Origin of the sequence: Herminiimonas sp. Marseille-P9896 (assembly GCF_903993245.1) — a bacterium.
Taxonomy (GTDB): Bacteria; Pseudomonadota; Gammaproteobacteria; order Burkholderiales; family Burkholderiaceae_D; genus Oxalicibacterium; species Oxalicibacterium contaminans.
Genome location: NZ_CAJEVT010000003.1, coordinates 487,317 through 506,613, shown reverse-complemented (window position 1 = coordinate 506,613; position 19,297 = coordinate 487,317). Strand labels below are relative to the sequence as shown.

Below are 19,297 nucleotides of genomic sequence, written 5' to 3'. Positions count from 1 at the left end.
GCTATCCGCACTGAAAAGTATCAAGCCACACTGCAAGTTTCCTGCAGCGATCAGAAATCTACCGAAGCTGACAACAATAAGGTACGTGGTGCGCCAAGTGTAATGAAACCACGCGATACTGAATTCCAATAATTCTTATCAGTCAAATTGATCACATTGCCACGGAAGGTAACGGCCTTGCCTGCCACTTGCGTGACATATCGTGCGCCGACATCCAGCGTCTGCCAGCCGGGGATGCTTTGCGTATTACCGGCATTCGCCTGCGCACCGCTGAATGCATTAATGCGACCGGTAAGCGTGAAACCCTGCAGCGCTTCCACATCGTATTCTCCATTCAGCACCACGTTTACCTTCGGTACACCGATTGCGTCTTTGCCGTTATTGATGCCATTTGCCGTTTTGGTTTGTACTGCATCAATCAAAGTAATACCTCCGAGCAAACGTACACCGCGCAAGGGCTGGCCGAAGGTAGACAACTCAAGACCCCGGTTGCGCTGTTCGCCATCCGCGACAAAGAAACCACTCGAGTTGGTAAAGGTATTCGGTTGCGATATCTGGAACACCGCTGCTGTAACACCAAAGGTTCCAGCGTTGTATTTGACACCGCCCTCCACCTGCTTGGTAACAGCCGGCGGCAACAGCGCATTGGGGTTGCCGGTCACGGTCGCAGGTGCGGTTGCGCCTTGCGCCAGGCCTTCACTGTAATTGCCATAAAGTGAATAGCTACCAAGCTTGACCAGCAAGGCTGCTGCAGGTGTGATTTTGCTTTCGTCATATGCCCTGGTTTTGATGCCGGCTGTAAAAATACCGCTATACAGGTCTTGCTTACGCAAGCCCAGTGTCAGCAATACATTGTCGTTCATAAAACCAAAGGTATTGACCAGGCCAATACTGCTTAATTGCAAATCACCATTTTGCGGGATGGCCCCATAGTTCACGACCGGCGGCTGGCGATTCGGAATGTTATAGACATTGCCGGTGTATTGCGCAGTTGCATTCACTGTCGCGCCATATGCCTTGCGGCTAAAGTCGCTGTATGAAAGCGCATAACTATTGGAGACACTGCCGAGCATAAACCTGCCGCGCAAACCTACGTCATAGGTATCAACTTCGTATGATCCGCGGAATCCACCTGCACGCGCAGTAAAGTCACCGGCACTATTGATGAACTTGCGACCTTGCGAGCCAGCGTAGTAATACTCTTCATTCCCCTCCGACTTGCCGTAATTGGCATAGGCAGTGATAGCCGGACTGAATTCGTATTCGGCATGCGCCATCCAGTACTTCGCCTTGGTTTTAATGTATTCCCAATTGTCTACGTAGTTTTTATCAACTTGCGGTGGCTTGGGTAATGCAAAGCCGGAATCATAGGTGATGTTGGCGGAGTAACCATTCGTCAGGCGATCCTGATTGGCCACATCGAGGCTCGCTTTCAATTGCCTGCCACGATAATCCAGCGCCAGTGCGCCGTTTTTCATATGGTCGTCTTGCCGGTCTATCGGTGTATCGCCATCCCGTTTCAGCAAGTTCACGCGTACACCCCAGGCATTGTCTTCACCGAAGCGACGCCCCAGATCCAGATGCAAGCCAAACTGGCTGTCTGAAATATAGCTGCCGGTAACACGTGTCAAAGGCTTGTCGTCGGCACGCTTGCTGGTCAGGTTGATATTGCCGCCGACCACGCCAAACGGACTGATGCCGTTCAGCATCGCGGCCGGCCCTTTCAGCACATCAATGCGTTCATAAAACTCTGGCGTAATACGGCGACTCTCTGTCATCCCGTACAAGCCATTCACACCAACCTGGTTCACGAATACCGGAAAGCCGCGAATAAGATAGGTTTCGCTATCGCCATACTCAGCCATCGCACTGCGTACCGAAGGATCAACCGAAATAATGTCGGCGACGCGTCGCGACTGCTGGTCCTGCACGAATTCTTCTGTGTAGCTTTGCGTGCTAAATGGCGTATCGAAGATATCCACATTACCCAGGATGCCGACACGGCTACCCTTGGCCACCTGTCCACCAGCGAAAGGTTTCGGTAATTCGCCGGGCAGGACGACATCGCTGGTGACTGTCACTGCCGGCAGCGTTGAATCGGCTATCGGTGCCATGCGCAGTACATAGCTGCCATTGGTTTGCATCAAGGCTTCCAGCCCGCTACCCGCCAGCAGCCGTGTGATGGCTTCCGGCACCGATAAATTACCCTGCACGCCCTGGCTATTCTTGCCGTCGGTCAGCGCACCATTGACGGAAACATAGGTGCCCGACTGTGCCGAAAAACGCGCAATCGCACTGCTCAGCGGACCGGCCGGAACATTGAAGTTATAGGTGGCGGCTTTGGCTGCAGGCGGCTCGGCCGCGAATGAACTGGTCGGCAACACACTCAGGATGAGTGCACCTGCAAACAGCGCATGCATTGCCAGTGCCACCGGCGTCAACTTGAATTCTGCGCGGGCTGCGACAATGCGGCTGAGGACATCATGTTTCATGATCTGATCTTTCGGAAAAAGTAAGGACAGGCAGCAGGCCTTCACTCTGCTTTCCGTACGAGATCAGAAAAGGGGAACTGATTTTTTGAAATTATTTAAACAGACTTTATTCGCCGGCACGTACCGTGACCCACCACGGCAAGGTTTGATGCACCCTGACCGGTAAAGACGCTTCCAGCATGGCAAGTGCCTGATCCGGCTGATTGAGGGGGAAGCCACCGACTACGCGCAAATCGGCGACGGCAGGATCGCAAGCCAGATAGCCGGGACGATAGCGCGCCAGCTCTTCGATGAAGCTAGCCAGCGGCATATTGTCAGCCACCAGCAAACCCTGGCTCCATGCCTGTTGCGTCGGATCTGCCGTAGCTACAGCCAGCACTTCGCTACGATTGAAATCGACTTGCTGACCGCTTTCTATGATCCGGCGTGCGCCCGGTGCATCCAGTGGTGCGACTTCCACCCTGCCCTCCAGCACACTGAGTCGGGTTTTACCATCCAGCTGGCGAACATTGAAGCGCGTTCCCAAGGCACGCAAACTGCCTTCGGCGCTATAGACGATGAAAGGCCGTGCTGGTGATTGGGTGTCCGGATGGGTGGCAATCAAGACCTCGCCCTTGCGCAGCTTGATGCGTCGGATTTGCGCATCATAATCCTGGTCCAGCGAACTATTCGTATTGAGCCAGATCTCGCTGCCATCAGCCAAAGTCAGGTTACGCATCTCCCCGACCGCACTACGGTAATCAGCATTCAAATCGGCCAATACGGTTTGTACCGCGCTGTTGCGGCTGACGCCCCATCCGACCAGGCCGGTCACCGCGAACAGGGACAGCATCTTCAGGCTACGTCGGCGTTGCAGCACCGCCGCACTCAATGCCGCATTGGCCGCTTCCGGTGCCGCTTTGGGCAGCGCCAATCCATTGCTGATCGCCTCCACCCTTTGCCAGGCCAGGCGATGCTCTTCACGCAGGTCCAGCCATGCATGCCACTGTTGTCGTTCTTCGTCACTGACAGCACCGGAACGCAGCACGGCAAACCATTCGGCCGCCTGCTCCAGCGTGGCGAATTCGAATTCCTGATTAATGGGAACGGCCCCTGCAACACTCATGGTCATGCTCAAGCCAACGCTTCTTTGAATGCTGCGCCGTGCAGCAAACAATGCAACATGGCTTGCGCCATATATTTTTTGACCATGCGCTCGGATACCTCAAGCACATCGGCCATCTCGGCATAAGTCATATCGTGCAGATGCGCGAGCAGCAACGCGCGACGCGGTTTTTCCGGTAATTGCGCGAGCAGGCGATCGACTTCGATCAGTGTTTCTATGATGATGGCCTGATGTTCGGCCGATGGCACAACGGACTCAGGATGCGCAGCCAATGTGGCCAGCCATGCCCGTTCGATTTCCTGACGTCGCCAGAGATCGACCACCAGACCCTGTGCAATCTTGGTCAGATAGGCACGCGGATCGTATGCGCTATCCAACTGGCGCGGCCGCACGATCAGACGTAAAAAAGTGTCATGCGCCAGATCTTCTGCCTGATGTGCGCAGCCCAGCTTCTTGCGCAACCAGCCATGCAACCAACCATGATGGTTGCTGTATAGCGTATGCATTTGCTGCTGCAAAGCTGGTTCGAAGGAAGACATGAAGGGAGATTCAGCGCAGATTGATGTTAATGAGAACTATTCTCATATTAACTCAAGCGACTTGCGCTGCGCAATTTCTATCGCGACAGTGTTGTTTTGCGAGCGGACACCACGCGCGACAGCTATTTGATATCCAGGGCGCCCTTCAACTTCAGCGCGATACGCCGCGCATCCTTCTCATCCACGACATTGGCAAAGCCCAGTAACAAACCCTGCTGCGGCTTCACGTTGACGTACCAGCGTGACAAAGGATGCAACGCGAGACCTGCTGCACGTGCCTGGTCTGCGAGCAAGATATCGTTTTCATGCTCACCCAGTTGCGCCAGCATATGCAAACCGCCGGGACGCAAGTCTATGCGTATGCGCTCGCCCAGCACCTGCTGGAATACCTGCTGCGTCACCAGCCGACGTTCGGCATATAGCGTACGCATCTTTTTCAGGTGACGCGAGAAGTGACCTTCCGCAATAAAGTCGGCCACACTGGCCTGGAATAAATACGGGCAACCCGCGTTCAGATTGTAAGAGACCGCCTGGAAACGTGGTACCGCGCTGACAGGTGCAACCACATAGGCCAGACGCAGTCCAGGAAACATCACCTTGCTAAAGGTACCGCTGTAAATAACGCGATCATTTCGGTCCAGGCTTTTCAATGCGGGCAAGGGCCTGCCCTGATAGCGAAACTCACTATCGTAGTCATCTTCGATGATCCAGCTTCCGGCTTTGCTGGCCCAATCCAGCAAAGCCATGCGCCGCTCCAGCGACAAGGTCACACCCAGGGGACTCTGATGCGATGGTGTCACCATTGCGAACTTCGCGTAAGGACTGAGGCGCTTGCCTTCGTCGACGATCAAGCCATTTGCATCAACCGGTACCGGTACGACCTTGACTGCCGCATTCTGCAGAAAGGGACGCGCCAGGATATAGCCCGGATCTTCAAACCAGAATTCATCACCGGGAGTGGAAAGACTACTCAGCGTCAGCTCCAGCGTATTGCGCAAACCAGTCGTGATAAAGACCTGTTCGGGCAAGCAAGTCACGCCGCGCGACACGCCCAGATATGTGGCTATGCGCTCGCGTAAACGATCGTAACCAGCGGGATCGGGATAACCGAGCCGTGCCGGTTCGCTGCCACGCAATCGATGACCGACCAGACGATTCCAGACCTTGCGCGGAAAAGCGTCCAGCGCAGGCAGACCCAGCTGCAATGGCTTGGGAGCTTTACCATCGTGATCGAGAAAGGCGGAGATGGTTTGCCCGGGAATAGCTGTCGGTGGCTTGACCACTGCAGGTTGCGGCAAGGATGGAGACACCACTGTTCCGGCAGCGCCCCTCACTTGCAGGTAACCTTCGTCGGTCAGGATGCGATAGGCCATCTCCACTGTGCCGCGCGCCAGATTCAGCTCGGTGGCCAGCGCCCGCACTGCCGGTACGCGATCGCCTGCATGCAAGTGCCCTTGCTCGATTGCCGTCTTGAAACGCTGGCAAATCTGCATATACATGGGCAGTTCCAGCGTACGATCTATGCTCAGGTCGAGCTCAGGCTTGGGATTTTTCATGGACTAGTCCTTTTTGCATTTCTTGGCCCTTCTAACACGGCCATGATATTCGCATACTACACATCAAGGAAACGCCATTTTTAATTAAATCAACCTGAACCAGGAGTTACACATGCAAACTCGTCTCGACTTCCTCACTGCCGATAAAGATGCCATCCGCGTCATGATGGGTGTAGAAAACCAGATTGCCAAAGGCACGCTGGACATCCTCCTCAAAGAACTGGTGCGCCTGCGCGCCTCCCAAATCAATGGCTGTGCCTTCTGCCTGGACATGCACGTGACCGATGCACGCAAGGCCGGCGAAACAGAACGCCGCCTGGCGACCGTCGCAGCCTGGCGCGAAGCACCGTTCTTCAGCGACAAAGAACGTGCCGCACTCGAATGGACAGAATCGCTGACACTGGTCGCACAAAACCACGTGCCGGATGCCGTATGGGAAGCGGTACGCCCGCACTTCACCGATGCAGAACTGGTAGAACTGACCTTGTTGATTACATCCATTAACAGCTGGAATCGCTTCTCCGTCGCATTCCGCAAGATGCCTAGCTAATCCGGAATAAACCCTGCAAACACACCCAGTCCCGCACTCGCGGCGGGCAGACACAGAAAGATTGATATGAAAATCCTGGTTATCGGCGGTAGCGGCCTCATCGGCTCCAAAGTCGTCAACAATCTGCGCCAGCTTGGTTATGACGTACTGGTCGGCTCACCGAGCAATGGCATCAATATCCTGACCGGTGAAGGTCTGGATGATGCAGTCAAAGGTGCGCAAGTCGTGATCGATTTGAGCAACTCGCCTTCGTTTGAAGACCAGGCCGTGCTCGACTTCTTTGAAACTGCTGGTCGCAACTTGCTGGCAGCGGAAGAAAAAGCTGGCGTCAAACACCACATCGCCTTGTCCGTGGTTGGTACCGATCGCATGCTGGAAAGCGGTTACTTCCGCGCCAAGATGGCACAGGAAAACCTCATCAAGCAATCCAAAGTGCCTTACACCATCGTGCGCTCTACCCAGTTCTTTGAATTCCTGAGTGGTATCGCACAATTCGGTACCGTCGGTAACGAAATCCGCCTGTCGCCCGCACATGTGCAACCTATCTCGTCCGACGACATTGCAGCAGTCGTTACTGACACGGCACTGGAAGAGCCTATCAACGGCGGCTTCGACGCAGCAGGCCCGGAAAAAGTCGGCCTTGCCGAATTGATGAAACGCTATCTGGATGCACTGGGCGACCAACGTGTCGTGGTTGCCGATCCGAAAGCGGCCTACTACGGCGCACAAATCAATGATCAATCGCTGACACCGACAGGCGCAGCACGCATTGCGACAACAGGATTCTCGGCCTGGCTCAGCAAGTCGCAGTCAGCAAAATAATCTGGAGCAAGACATGCAATCCGAAGTGGATATCAGGCATATAGAAAACAACGCTGATCTGGCGGCGTCGTTCCCGGTCATGCAGGAACTGCGGCCGCACCTGACAGATAGCGCAAGCTATATGGCACAGATCAAGCGCCAATATGAACAAGGCTATCGCTTGCTGGCAGCATGGCGCAAGGGCAGCATCGTCGGACTGGCAGGCTATCGCTCACTGGAAAGTACGATCTACAGCCGCTTCGTCTATGTCGACGATCTGGTCGTTACCAGCACATTGCACCGTTCCGGCATAGGTGAGCTCTTGCTGCAATCAGCACGTCAGCAAGCTGCATTACTAGGCTGCAAACACTTTGTGCTGGATACCGGCTTGCATATGGCATTGGCACAACGCTTTTACTTCCGGCAAGGGCTGCTGGCGCGCGGCATGCATTTCGTGGAAGCACTGTAAGATCGCTTTCAACTCTACTCAAAATCGTTTTACAGGAATCCCATGACACGTATTTTGTTATTAAACTGCGGCCCGCACAGCGATGCCAGCCACGGTTATCGCCTGGCGAAAGAAACACTGGCAGCATCCGGCATCAGTGATGCCCACATCACTGAACGCGACCTGGTGCAAACACCGCTCCCCGCCATTGCACGCGACTATGCACTCGCGATTACGTCTAACGTTGCGCATGACGCCAGCGAATTGCAATGGTCAGAGCAACTCATCGCCGAGCTGGAGCAACACGATGTGCTCTTCATCGTCACTCCTATGCACAACTTCACGATCCCGGCCGCATTGAAACTATGGCTGGACCATGTAATCCGCATCCATCGCAGCTTCGCCGCGACACCGCAAGGTAAGGTCGGGCTGATGAAAGACCGGCCTACATTGGTATTGGTCAGTTCGGGTGGTTTCTTTGCCGGAGAACGGGCGAAGCAGGCTGACTTCCTCACGCCTTACCTGCGCTATGCACTAGCTTCGATAGGTATCAACGATACCCACTTCTATCCATTGCAAGGTTTAGTCTTTGGTCCTGAGGCAGTGGCACAGGCGGTCAGTGAAGTACGCCAGCCACTGTCAGAGAAATTATCGCAGGCACTTGCCACCGCTTAAGAACGCTCATTATTTGCAGTAGAATCGGCGGAGATCAGGACAGCCCGACATAAGAATCTGGCATCCGACTCTGCCTGAAATTATCACCCGCAAACATACAGAAGAAAAAGATGTCCTGCATTGTTCAACTAATGTGGAAGGCACCTATGGCACTCGATGCAATTGCAGAGGTAGCAGTACGCGCTGTTGGCCGGTTGATAGTCGACCTTATTTTGACTGGGATCTTTTACTGGCCGGGTTGGCTATTTCTCAGAGTCCTGACCCTGGGACGCTATCCGCCATCCAAAGCCACACCACATAATCGCGAATTCGTCGCATTATTCGGCTTAGCGGTCATACTGCTTGCCGTCCTGATACGCGTGCAGTGGTACTGACCAGTCAACGCGTTGCAGAAGCTTTCTCTTGCGCGGCTTGCGCATCCATCTTCTGGATGCGCTCCTGCCTTATGCGTTCATCACGTCTGACCTGCGCGATCTCCTGATCCTGTTTCACCTGTATCGCCCGTTTTTCCTGCAGCTTCTGACGTTCCAGTCGTGCCTGTTCAGCCAGCGCAAGTTGCTCAGCACGATCCGCTTCTGCCTCAGCCCTCTTCGCTTCCAGTGCTGCCAACTCAACTTCAGCTTTATCTGCCTGCACCTGGTAGACATACAGACAGCCGACGACCAGCACCAGCGTCGCAACTATCTTTTTCCACGGCAATGGGGGACTTGATATGACTGGCTCGGTCGGTCGCGACTTGTTTCTTAATTTCTCATCGTAGGCAGAGCGGCGATGCGATGAAGACAAGATGACGTAGGCCTCGCGTATGACTTTCTCGCGGATGTCGCGCTCTTCGACGGTCAGGGTAGCGGGCTCTATCGCCAGCGCAGCCAGAGTGACTTTATACGCTTGCTCGATTTCAGGCTGCGTCGCCTGCCTGCTCACTCCCAACACCTCGTAAAGCGTTTTCATAGCCCGATCTCTCGTGATTTTTATTCCGTCACTTATAAGAGATTTGTTGCCATAATACCATCCCATATATATGGCGTTCCAGCCATATCGAAAGCCGACAAATGATTTATGCGAGGAAATTCCTCCCGCTCTGCGGTGGAAAAATTGAGGCTATAAGGAAGTGAGCTGGAATATGCAAAATGGCCTACGCCACATGCGTAAGCCATTTTTATTATCCGGCTTGCCGCTTGCACTAAGCGGCTGGCTCTAAAGCTTAGAAGCGATAACCCACACCGACACCTATCAGCCACGGATCAACCTTGACCGCACTCAACTGACCGGCCGCAGTATTCACATCACTACGGATCTGCACTTTTTTCACGTCCAGGTTAATCGACCAGTTTCTATCGATTTTGAAATCAACACCTGCTTGCAAGGCCAGGCCGACACTGCTTTTTTCCAGCGTCGCTGCACCATTCAGCAGATTAACGCTGGAGATGCGCGTGTAGTTAATACCAGCACCGACATACGGGCTAATGGTCTTCTCAGGTGTGAAGTGGTACTGCAGCGTCAAGGTAGGTGGCAGGTGTTTGAAGGTACCGATCTGCGCACCGTCCAGAGATACCTTTTGTTTTTGCGGATAGGTCAACACCAGCTCAGTCGCCCAGTTCGGCGTGAAGAAATAGCTGATATCGAGTTCCGGTATGACTTTGGAATTGATAGTGAGGCGGTCCGATGCGCCCACGCCGCCTATCGGATCAGACTTGTTGGCCGGATCGAGATTGACGGCGCGCACACGGACCAGCCACGAACCTTCTTGCGATTGCTGGGCAAATGCTTGCGAACTGAGGGCTGCCAACGAACACAGGGCGATGGCCAATACCGATTTTTTCATGATTACCTTCTTGGTTGGATGGGAACGGTTCTACGTTACGCCTCCGCCATTTCGGGTATTTGATATCGATCAAGTATTGTGCGAATTGCTGTTGCCAACACATACGCAGCAATAAAAAAGCCGCACCCTTACATTAGTAGCAAGGGTGCGGCCTGGACAGTTCAGATCAGGAAGCAGCGTAGATGTCGTTGCGTGTCAGCGGCACTGCTGCTTCAGCGCCACCTGGTTTGGAAGCAAGTATCTGATAGATACCGGTACCGCCATACTCAAACTCCAGTGCACATGCCGCCATGTACAGACGCCAGACGCGGTAGGCTGACTCACCAACGTATTGCAATGCTTCTTCGCGGTGATCTTCCAGTCGGCTGACCCATTGTCGCAGCGTCAGCGCGTAGTGCGGACGCAAGGCTTCAACATCGTGGATTTCAAAACCAGTCTGCTCCATCCGGCGCTGGATGTTGCTGACGGTATCCAGTTCACCATCCGGGAACACATAACGGTTGATGAATTCGGTATCTATCGTGCGTTGCCAGCCCTCTTCATCATGCGTAATACCGTGATTGAGGAAGAGCCCACCCGGACGCAGCACGCGTTTGATGGTGGCATTGTAGACCGGCAGATTGGCCAGGCCCACATGTTCAAACATGCCGATACTGGAAATTTTGTCGTAGACGGATTCACCTTCGAGGTCACGATAGTCGCGCAGCTCTACCGTCACCAGATGTCCCAGTCCTTCCGCTTGTATGCGCGCTTGCGCGTATTCGTACTGCTTCTCGCTGAGGGTGATGCCATGCGCCTTGACGCCATAGTGACTGGCAGCCCAGCACACCATCGCCCCCCAGCCGCAACCGACGTCGAGGAAACGCTCGCCCGGTTTAAGTCGCAGCTTGCGACAGATGTGATCGAGCTTGTTTTCCTGCGCTTGTTCCAGCGTATCTTCCAGCGAGTGGAAGTAAGCACATGAATACACCATCTGCTTGTCCAGCCATAGCTTGTAGAAGGAGTTGGACACGTCGTAGTGGAAGGAGATCGCAGCCTGGTCGCTGCTGCGGGAATGCTTGTGCGCGAATTCACCAGAACCAAACGGCGTAGTCGGCAGATTCCTTGGCTTCGATGGCAAACGCCAGGCATCGCGCAGGAGTGCCCAGCGCGTTGCAAGCGAGAAGTCAAACGAAGCGAAATACTGCTTGAGACCCAAAGCGGCATAGAGATCGCCATCGATATCGATCAAGCCGTTGATGTAAGCATCCGCCAACGGCAAGGGACTACGCCCGAATACCAGTTTGCGCAGCACAGTCGGATCACGCAACAGCAGCGTGAACTTGGGTGTCGCAATTTCTATCTGGTCGAGCTTTTCGCCCAACACACGGAATGCAGTCGCACCGGGGAAGTTGTGTAACAGATGCTTCAGGATGCGCAGTGCCGCTTCTATTTGCGCATTACTGAAAGAGTCAGCCACTAATGCAGCTGGTGTAACAAGATGGTTGTTTCGATCGTTCATCGCTTAAGCCCTATCTGAAAAATTTCTGATGGGACCGCACACGCTCGTGCGGCGGCAATAAGTATGCTGTAGACAAGAAACGCGGCGCTATGTTCATAGCGCCTGTGAAGAATGGCTGCCGGTACTGCGCAGACAATATTTGCCCTCCCATCCACAGAACGCGACGGAGGACTTAATCCAGGTAAGCAAACAGATTTCATGTAACGCTCCCCCTTATTTAAAAAGAAAAACGATTACTTCGACCTAATGCGACACTGTATGACGTAGCAACATGCCGGGGCAGTGTCTTGATACGTACAGATTAAATTGGAAATATCACCGCCATGCCATGGAGATGGCAAGGCAGCAATCAGAGGCGATTATACGATTATGTTTACAAGCGTGCATCGCGCTGCAATATGCAGGCGATACAGTAGCGATTAGCAGGCAGGAAAAAATAGATTATTTACTGCGGGCATCTATATCGGCCAGGCATTCCCGGCCTTTTTCCGTAATTTCGTAACCACCATCTTTCTCTGCGATATGCCCTTTCTTGCCCAGAAAGGTTTGCACATCGGACTTCAATACTGTTGCGGGATCAGTCGCAATGGCGCGCAAGCCATTGATACAGCTCTTGATGAATAAGGTTTGCTTGCCCTTTTCAGTCAAGGCCAACTGACCATTTTTTGCGTATTCGATATATTTGAGACCGAGCAGGCGCTTGGTATTTCTTGCTACACAAGCGGATGGCCGTTCTCCGTGCTTGATACCGGCAACTATCTGCCCCAGCGCGTCGAACTCATCCGTCGTTAAATCACCACCCATTACTGCTTCCAATCTCAAATATATAAGTCACGACCACCACCTGGCGGCAGCTTAAAATCGCGGCAAATCTGCCAATGTGCGGCCCGGGACATCGTGGTCTATCGTATCGATGTCTTCTATGCCATGTTCATGGATCACGATGTGGACGCGCGGGCCCAGCACCATTTCATTTCCTACGCGGAAGGCGGTCGCCACTTCGTCACCAAAGTGCAGCGCGTCAACTACGAGGCTGACGTCATGCTCCGCTGTTACTGCCTCCCAACCCGGTGAGCCGTCACCTTTACGGTGGCCACGGCCCATTTTCACCATTTCTACCCTGTCGCCTGCCTCATTAAAACGGACTGCTTCAATCAAGTGAACTGACATTGATGTCTCCATAAAAAATGTCATTGTTTTATGGCTTCATGGTACGCGTCCCATAGCCTGACAGCAAGATGCAGATGCAGGCAAACCTGCCCGGCGTTCAAGAAAAGTCATCCTAAGCAGGTCTGTACATGCCGCGTGCTCAGGCCCTGTCCGGATCCGTTTGTTAACACCCAAAAGCAAAGCAGATGCGGTTCGGCGCGCCTTTGCCCACCCGCTGCCTGCTAGTCGAAATGTCAATTTAGATACCAATTAATCAAGACTATCCGAGATTTTCCCAACGTAATTGTTAAATTTAAAATTAAATAAATATCTGGCCATAGGCGGACGCCAGATCCTTTTACCAGTTTTCCCTATAGGCAACATTCATGTGGAAAAGCAAATCACTCGCATTTGTTAATTAAGGTGTCAGGCCGCCCTTTTCTCCCATATCTATGGGATAACAGCAATATTTCCTAATGGCTACACTTGGTCGCTTTCCTGCATGCGTACCGTAAAAAGTGCGGAAACAGCCCAAATATTCACCACGGCAGCAAGCCCGCCGGTAGCCGATTTATGTAAAGAAACTGATCGATATTTAGAGAATATTTTTATAGACAAGCTCGCTGACAACGCAAAACAGAAACGCAAGAACCGTTCTTCGACCTCCCGGACTGCACATTCGTCAGTTCCATGAGCAAGCGTAGAGTCGCATTCTTCCGCTATCGCTCGCTTACCTCGTCTAGTTTCCATCACAGAACATAACCTATGCTCGGTTGACTATTCTTATGCATGCGAAAAACCAAGGTGATTACCCGCGCGATAGTTCACCTAAAATCAGCTTTATCCAAAGGCATCTGCGCCTTGTGATCCTGTGGCCGCTGTCGGCCCTATTGCTGATCGCCCTGCTGTGGGGCGTGGTTTATTCCAAGCTGGAAAACGACAAACGCATCCTGCAAGAGAATGCAGCCAAACAGGCTGTCTCCATCTCCAAGGCCTATGCACAGTACCTGACCAGGAGCATAGAGCAGCTCGATCAACTGGCGCAGCAAATCAAATACGGCTGGGAGCAATCCAAGGGCTATCTCGGCTTTGAAGAGATGATAGGCAAAGGCTTGCTGAATGTGCCGCAATTCTCATCCATCGCCATTTATGACGTGGATGGCCACCCACTCACCACCAGCATCCCGGTCACCCAAATGTTCACGGTCGCTGACCGCGAGTATTTCAAATTCCATGCACAGAACGCGTCCACCGAACTGCGTATCAGCACGCCGACCATAGGACGCCTCAGCAAGGAAAGAATCGTCCAGGTCACACGTCGTCTCGAGAATGCAGACGGTACCTTCGCTGGCGTGCTGGTACTGGGCCTGGCACCGGAATTCTTCACGCTGTTCTCCGACGATCCTATCCTCGGACATGATGGCGTGCTGGCCTTTATCGGCAATGACGGCGTCGAGCGTGTTGCGCAAATGCGCGGCCGCAAAGATGATGCGCTCTCGCTGGTTTCCTTCCCGCTGCGCGCTGAGTACACGGCACCCAACGTCGTCGGCAATGCCCGTCAGTATTCCGACATAGACACCCACTTCATCGCGACGCAAAAGATCAAGGGCTATCCCTTCTATGTGATGGTCGGCCTGAGCAAGGAAGACATCCTGCTGCCCTATGAAAACAATCTTGCCATGTATCGCAAGATTGCTATCGTCGGCAGTGCCCTGCTGCTCCTGTTTGCCAGCGCTGCGATGTGGATGTCGATACGACTGGCGTGGCGCAAACAGCAAGCCGATGCGATCCGCGAAACCTATCGCATTGCAACCGAAGGCGGCAATGAAGGTTTCTACATCCTGCTGCCGACCCGCGACCGCAACGAATACATCACCGACTTCCAGGTCGTGGATTGCAATGAAAAAGGTGCGTCCTTCTACAACATGAGCAAGGACAAATTCACCGGCGTCCGCGTCTCGGACTTTTACTCCGGCGAATACTTTGACAATGTAATGCGTGCTTATCGCATCGCGATGGAAACCGGTTTCTTTGAAGACGACTATGAAGTCCCGCCAGACAGTCCGGTGGATGCCGAGTGGCTGAAGCGGAAATTCGTCCGCTCCGAAAACGGCCTGGCGGTCACCTTGCGCGACATCAGCGAACCCAAGCGCCACGAACGTGAAATGTCGCGCATGGCAACGGAAGACGGCCTGACCGCGCTGCCGAATCGCCACTGGTTCATGGGCTATCTGCCGAAAGCCCTTGAGAAAGCCAAGGCACAAGGCACCATGCTGGCGATCCTCTTCATCGATCTCGACGACTTCAAAAACATTAACGACACGCTCGGTCATTCGGCAGGCGATCAATTGCTGTGCACGGTCGCCAAGCGACTGCGCTCGGTGCTGCGCCCGACTGACAAGGTCATACGCATAGGCGGCGATGAATTCACCGTCATCCTGGAAGCCATCCATAGCGAAGAAGAAGCCGCGCATATCGCTTTTCGCATCAACCAGGTCTTGCGCGAACCTTTCGACTTCTCACGTGATACCGGTTCACAAAAAAACAAAATCGGCGGCTCCATCGGCATCAGCATCTTCCCGCGTGATGGACAGGATGTGGAAACCCTGGTCAAGAATGCCGACATCGCCATGTATGCTGCCAAAACAGGCAGCAAGGGCCAATTCCGTTTCTACGATCACACCTTGTATGAAGACATCAAGATGCGGATCAACACCGAACAGGAATTGCAACAGGCGATCCGTGATGACCAGTTCATCATCTACTACCAGCCGCGCGTGCAAACCCAGACTGGTAAATTGCTGGGTATAGAAGCCTTGATACGCTGGCAGCATCCGACCCGCGGCCTCGTGATGCCGAACGACTTCATCAGCCTGGCAGAAGAAACCGGCCTCATCAATCCTATAGGCGAACTGGTCGTGGACAAAGTCTGCGCACAACTGGCGACCTGGCTCAGGCTAGGCGTGGATGCCGTGCCGGTATCGGTCAATGTCTCACCGCATCAATTCAATGAAGGCAAGGTCAAGAAATCGCTGGCGGCCAGCCTCGCCAAATATGGCGTTCCGGCCTCGCTGCTGGAAATCGAACTGACTGAATCAGCGATGATGCGCAACATCGGCGACATCTTTGATGAACTGACAGCCATCAATGAAATGGGCATCAAGGTACACGTCGATGACTTCGGCAGCGGCTACTCCTCGCTGTCGCTGTTGCAAAGACTGGACATGGACATTCTCAAAATAGACCAAGCCTTCACCTCGCAACTGGGGCGTGGCAAAGATGGCGAAATCTTCTTCACCGCCATCGTCTCCATGGCCAAGGCGCTCGGCATGCGCGTGGTGGCAGAAGGCGTGGAAACGCTGGAACAACTGCATATCCTGCAAACCCTGTCCTGCGACGAGGTACAGGGCTACTACGTGGCCTGGCCGCTACCGGCAGACAATATTGCCGACATGATACGCAAGCAAAATCTCTTCCCCTGATCCTGCCACGGCGCTGTTTCCGGATCGGGCTTCCCTATTCGGCCCTTCTGCTGCAGTCGCGGCTATAATGGCGGGCGCAACGCGTCTGGCGAGCTAGTCCGGTTCCAACCTTGAGTGAACCGTTTTTTCAGGTTGCTTATCCTTGCGTCATTCCCGGTGGAATTTGCTTGTGTAAGCACCATGTTTAAAGAGTTAATCAGCACTATGAATACTTCCAGTTCCCGCCCTGTCGTCCTTTGTCTTTCCGGCCACGATCCTAGTGGTGGTGCCGGTCTGCAGGCAGATATCGAAGCACTGATGGCGCAAGGCTGCCACGCTGCGCCTACCGTCACCGCACTGACCGTACAAAACTCGGTCGACGTTTCCGATTTCCGGGTACTGGATTCCGCCTGGGTACTGGCGCAAGCCGAAGCCGTGATTACCGACTTGCCTATCGCCGGTATCAAGCTCGGCATGCTGGGTTCGGTTGAAATGGTGGACACCGTTGCCAGCATCCTGCAACGCCTGCCGAATGTACCGGTAGTGTGTGATCCGGTCTTGCGTGCGGGTGGCGGCGGTGCACTGGGCAAGGATGAAGTCGGTTATGCAATGCGCGAACGTCTGTTGCCACTGGCAACTGTCGTTACACCAAACCTGCCGGAAGCACGCATACTGGCCGAATTGCCTGACGGTACGGCGGATGAATGCGCGGCCAAGCTGCTACCCTTCTGCCAGCATCTGTTGATCACTGGCGGTCACGGTGACGAGCAGGAAGTACATAACCGCTTGTATTCCCGTGACGGCAGCTCACATACCTTTACCTGTGATCGCCTGCCCGGTAACTATCATGGCTCGGGCTGCACATTGGCCAGTACACTGGCTGGTCGCCTGGCTTTGGGTGAAGCACCGGTGCTGGCTGTAGAGAATGCCCTGGCTTACACCTGGCGTACATTGCGTGATGCGGATCGATCGGGTAAAGGACAGCACTTCCCACGCCGTTTGCCGCTGGATTTCTGCGCTTAAGAAGTAAGCGCAAGACGTAAAACAAAAAAGCCCGACGAATAATCGTCAGGCTTTTTTATGGAATCTGGTGGGAAGTACAAGTTTCGAACTTGTGACCTATCGCGTGTGAGGCGATCGCTCTACCCCTGAGCTAACCTCCCGGAGTCGGCAAATTATCTCATAAAACAGCAGTTGCTCAGGATTCCGGAGACTCCGACTCCAGCTTGCGCCAGATGGATTGCCCTTTCACTTGCTTGTCCAGACCTTCTACCAGCACTGCGTGTGCTGCGAGCTCTTCCTCGCTGGCCAGTTGCAACTGCACCGGTGCTATCGCTACCGCTTCCAGCACCACACCATCACTATCGACGTCACCGCCACCCAAATCCATGCTGAGGCTGTTCTGACCACGCGTCATCGCCAGATAGACTTCTGCGAGCAATTCCGCATCGAGCAACGCGCCGTGCAATGCGCGGTGTGCATTCGAGATGCCGTAACGATCGCACAGTGCATCCAGCGAGTTACGTTTGCCCGGGTGCATTTCCTTGGCCTGCACCAGCGTATCGATGACTTCGCCTACATGCTCCTTGAAAGTCGGCGTGTTAACACGCTTCAACTCGGCATCGAGGAAGCCGATATCGAACGGTGCGTTATGGATGATGACGTCCGCACCGGCGATGTAGTCGCGGAACTCGTCGGCGATTTCCGCAAACTTCGGTTTGTCGCTGAGGAATTCTGTGGTCAATCCGTGCACTGCCAGCGCGCCCTCTTCCGAGTCGCGCTCCGGATTGATGTAGTGATGGAAGTTATTACCGGTCAGGCGTCGGTTTACCAGCTCAACGCAACCGATTTCAATGATGCGATCACCCGAGCGTGGGTTCAGCCCTGTCGTTTCGGTATCGAGAACAATTTGTCGCATGCTTAATCAGTATTCAAAAGTATAAAAATAATTGCTGCACTCAGGCAGCGACTTCAACGCCGCGATTGGCCAGCGCATCGGCGCGTTCATTACCTGCGTGGCCGTTATGTCCGCGCACCCAGCGCCATTCGATTTTATGACGCGCCTGCGCTGCATCCAGCTCCTGCCACAGGTCTACATTCTTGACCGGTTCCTTGGACGCGGTTTTCCAGCCGCGCGCTTTCCAGCCGTGTATCCATTCGCTAATGCCTTTTTGTACGTACTGGCTATCGGTATGCACCACCACTTCGCACGGACGCGTCAACAAGTTGAGCGCCTCGATCACTGCTTTCAGTTCCATACGGTTGTTGGTGGTGTTGAGTTCGCCGCCGAATATTTCTTTCTCATGCTCGCCCATTACCAGCAATGCGCCCCAGCCGCCACGGCCAGGATTGCCCTTGCATGCGCCATCGCTATATATATCTATCTTGTCCATGCTGCTTTCTTTTCTCTCTGCTACTTGTGTGACTTATGTATTTTGTTGGTCGCCGGTACGCCTTGCGGCGCAGTGGCTTTTTGTGTTTTCCAGGCCGGGCCTATCAGGTGCATGCCACGCACGCGCTTGACTGCCTGCACCACGTAAACTGCACCGAGGTAAGGCCACCAGCGCTCACCTATGTTTTCCAGGAAGTTAAAGCGATCCAGCCATTTCTGGGTTTCACACGGTGGCGCATAGCAACCGAAGTAACCGCCACTGATTTCCATATTCAATAACTTCAGCCAATCCTTCACGCGTGGCAGGCTGATGAATTCACCTTGTTGCGGCAGAAAGTAGGATTCACTCAGACGTCCGATGATTTGGCGTGCACCCCAGAAGCTATACGGATTAAAGCCGCAAATGATGACCTGCCCTTCCGGGATCAGCACACGCTCAACTTCACGCAGCACCTGATGCGGCTCCTTCGCGAACTCCAAGGCATGCGGCAGGATGACCAGGTCTATGCTGGCCGATGCATACGGCAACTCTTCAAAATCCTGCACCACCACCAGCGGCTTCGCTTCGTTGTCATGCCCCTTGGCCGGAAAGCCGGTGTCGGTCAACCAGGTGTGCGGCATGCGGTTGGCACGCAAGGCCTGGATTTGCGGCAAACCGATCTGGGTGGCGTTGAAACCAAAGATGTCTACAGTCAACTCATCCAGACGCGCGTGTTCCCAATCCCGCACATAGTTGCCGGTCGCTGTCTCAAGCCAGGGGCCGAGGGATATAATGGACTTTTCTGTAGAAGATGTTTCCATGC

Annotated in this window: 18 protein-coding genes and 1 tRNA gene; 6 read left to right on the top strand and 13 right to left on the bottom strand. The window is 53.9% G+C overall.

The features are described 5' to 3' along the window. Positions 1–50: 50 nt before the first annotated feature. From H7U06_RS12645 to H7U06_RS12630, 4 genes are all read right to left on the bottom strand, one after another. Positions 51–2,492: a TonB-dependent receptor gene (locus tag H7U06_RS12645; protein ID WP_175626502.1), complete on the bottom strand. Its 2,442-nt coding sequence runs from the start codon at positions 2,490–2,492 to the stop codon at positions 51–53. A gap of 106 nt (positions 2,493–2,598) precedes the next feature. After that, positions 2,599–3,597 (bottom strand): FecR domain-containing protein, encoded by a 999-nt coding sequence (locus H7U06_RS12640; RefSeq protein ID WP_175626501.1) that lies wholly within the window; start codon positions 3,595–3,597, stop codon positions 2,599–2,601. Between the two features lie 8 nt (positions 3,598–3,605). Beyond that, positions 3,606–4,136 carry a sigma-70 family RNA polymerase sigma factor gene (locus H7U06_RS12635; protein WP_175626500.1) on the bottom strand — a complete coding sequence of 177 codons (531 nt, stop codon included), beginning with the start codon at positions 4,134–4,136 and terminating at the stop codon, positions 3,606–3,608. A gap of 122 nt (positions 4,137–4,258) precedes the next feature. Beyond that, positions 4,259–5,692 (bottom strand): PLP-dependent aminotransferase family protein, encoded by a 1,434-nt coding sequence (locus H7U06_RS12630; RefSeq protein ID WP_175626499.1) that lies wholly within the window; start codon positions 5,690–5,692, stop codon positions 4,259–4,261. Between the two features lie 112 nt (positions 5,693–5,804). On the opposite strand from H7U06_RS12630, the gene H7U06_RS12625 reads away from it, so the two are divergent. The 4 genes from H7U06_RS12625 (at position 5,805) to H7U06_RS12610 (ending at position 8,166) form a co-directional block, all read left to right on the top strand. Next, complete coding sequence (locus H7U06_RS12625) at positions 5,805–6,242, top strand: carboxymuconolactone decarboxylase family protein (RefSeq protein ID WP_175626498.1); 438 nt, start codon at positions 5,805–5,807, stop codon at positions 6,240–6,242. 66 nt (positions 6,243–6,308) lie between these two features. Continuing rightward, positions 6,309–7,064 carry an SDR family oxidoreductase gene (locus H7U06_RS12620; protein WP_175626497.1) on the top strand — a complete coding sequence of 252 codons (756 nt, stop codon included), beginning with the start codon at positions 6,309–6,311 and terminating at the stop codon, positions 7,062–7,064. Positions 7,065–7,077: 13 nt separating this feature from the next. Further along, positions 7,078–7,512 carry a GNAT family N-acetyltransferase gene (locus H7U06_RS12615; RefSeq protein WP_175626496.1) on the top strand — a complete coding sequence of 145 codons (435 nt, stop codon included), beginning with the start codon at positions 7,078–7,080 and terminating at the stop codon, positions 7,510–7,512. A 42-nt stretch (positions 7,513–7,554) separates the two neighbouring features. After that, positions 7,555–8,166, top strand: a complete 612-nt coding sequence (locus H7U06_RS12610) for an FMN-dependent NADH-azoreductase (protein WP_175626495.1) — start codon at positions 7,555–7,557, stop codon at positions 8,164–8,166. Between the two features lie 378 nt (positions 8,167–8,544). Here the strand turns inward: H7U06_RS12610 and H7U06_RS12605 are convergent, their stop codons facing one another. The 5 genes from H7U06_RS12605 to H7U06_RS12585 all read right to left on the bottom strand — a co-directional run bounded on the left by H7U06_RS12605 (position 8,545) and on the right by H7U06_RS12585 (position 12,662). Next, positions 8,545–9,117: a DnaJ domain-containing protein gene (locus H7U06_RS12605; protein ID WP_175626494.1), complete on the bottom strand. Its 573-nt coding sequence runs from the start codon at positions 9,115–9,117 to the stop codon at positions 8,545–8,547. Between the two features lie 253 nt (positions 9,118–9,370). Next, positions 9,371–9,991 (bottom strand): OmpW family protein, encoded by a 621-nt coding sequence (locus H7U06_RS12600; RefSeq protein ID WP_175626493.1) that lies wholly within the window; start codon positions 9,989–9,991, stop codon positions 9,371–9,373. A 166-nt stretch (positions 9,992–10,157) separates the two neighbouring features. After that, complete coding sequence (locus H7U06_RS12595; protein ID WP_175626492.1) at positions 10,158–11,492, bottom strand: cyclopropane-fatty-acyl-phospholipid synthase family protein; 1,335 nt, start codon at positions 11,490–11,492, stop codon at positions 10,158–10,160. Between the two features lie 441 nt (positions 11,493–11,933). Further along, positions 11,934–12,296 carry a hypothetical protein gene (locus tag H7U06_RS12590; protein ID WP_175626491.1) on the bottom strand — a complete coding sequence of 121 codons (363 nt, stop codon included), beginning with the start codon at positions 12,294–12,296 and terminating at the stop codon, positions 11,934–11,936. 51 nt (positions 12,297–12,347) lie between these two features. Next, complete coding sequence (locus H7U06_RS12585) at positions 12,348–12,662, bottom strand: hypothetical protein (RefSeq protein WP_230089458.1); 315 nt, start codon at positions 12,660–12,662, stop codon at positions 12,348–12,350. A 764-nt stretch (positions 12,663–13,426) separates the two neighbouring features. Between H7U06_RS12585 and H7U06_RS12580 the strand changes: the two genes are divergently transcribed. Together H7U06_RS12580 and H7U06_RS12575 are read left to right on the top strand one after the other, a co-directional pair. Next, positions 13,427–16,123: an EAL domain-containing protein gene (locus H7U06_RS12580; RefSeq protein WP_175626489.1), complete on the top strand. Its 2,697-nt coding sequence runs from the start codon at positions 13,427–13,429 to the stop codon at positions 16,121–16,123. 204 nt (positions 16,124–16,327) lie between these two features. Further along, positions 16,328–17,125, top strand: a complete 798-nt coding sequence (locus tag H7U06_RS12575) for a hydroxymethylpyrimidine/phosphomethylpyrimidine kinase (RefSeq protein WP_175626488.1) — start codon at positions 16,328–16,330, stop codon at positions 17,123–17,125. A gap of 65 nt (positions 17,126–17,190) precedes the next feature. Here H7U06_RS12575 and H7U06_RS12570 read toward each other — a convergent pair. The 4 genes from H7U06_RS12570 to H7U06_RS12555 all read right to left on the bottom strand — a co-directional run bounded on the left by H7U06_RS12570 (position 17,191) and on the right by H7U06_RS12555 (position 19,295). After that, positions 17,191–17,265, bottom strand: a tRNA-Val gene (locus H7U06_RS12570). Between the two features lie 35 nt (positions 17,266–17,300). Further along, positions 17,301–18,020, bottom strand: coding sequence for a DNA polymerase III subunit epsilon (dnaQ, locus tag H7U06_RS12565; RefSeq protein WP_175626487.1), 720 nt, complete (start codon positions 18,018–18,020; stop codon positions 17,301–17,303). A gap of 40 nt (positions 18,021–18,060) precedes the next feature. Beyond that, entirely contained in the window at positions 18,061–18,495 is a 435-nt protein-coding gene (gene rnhA / locus H7U06_RS12560; protein ID WP_124575257.1) for a ribonuclease HI, read from the bottom strand. Between the two features lie 20 nt (positions 18,496–18,515). Continuing rightward, positions 18,516–19,295 (bottom strand): class I SAM-dependent methyltransferase, encoded by a 780-nt coding sequence (locus tag H7U06_RS12555; protein ID WP_175626486.1) that lies wholly within the window; start codon positions 19,293–19,295, stop codon positions 18,516–18,518. Positions 19,296–19,297 lie beyond the last annotated feature (2 nt).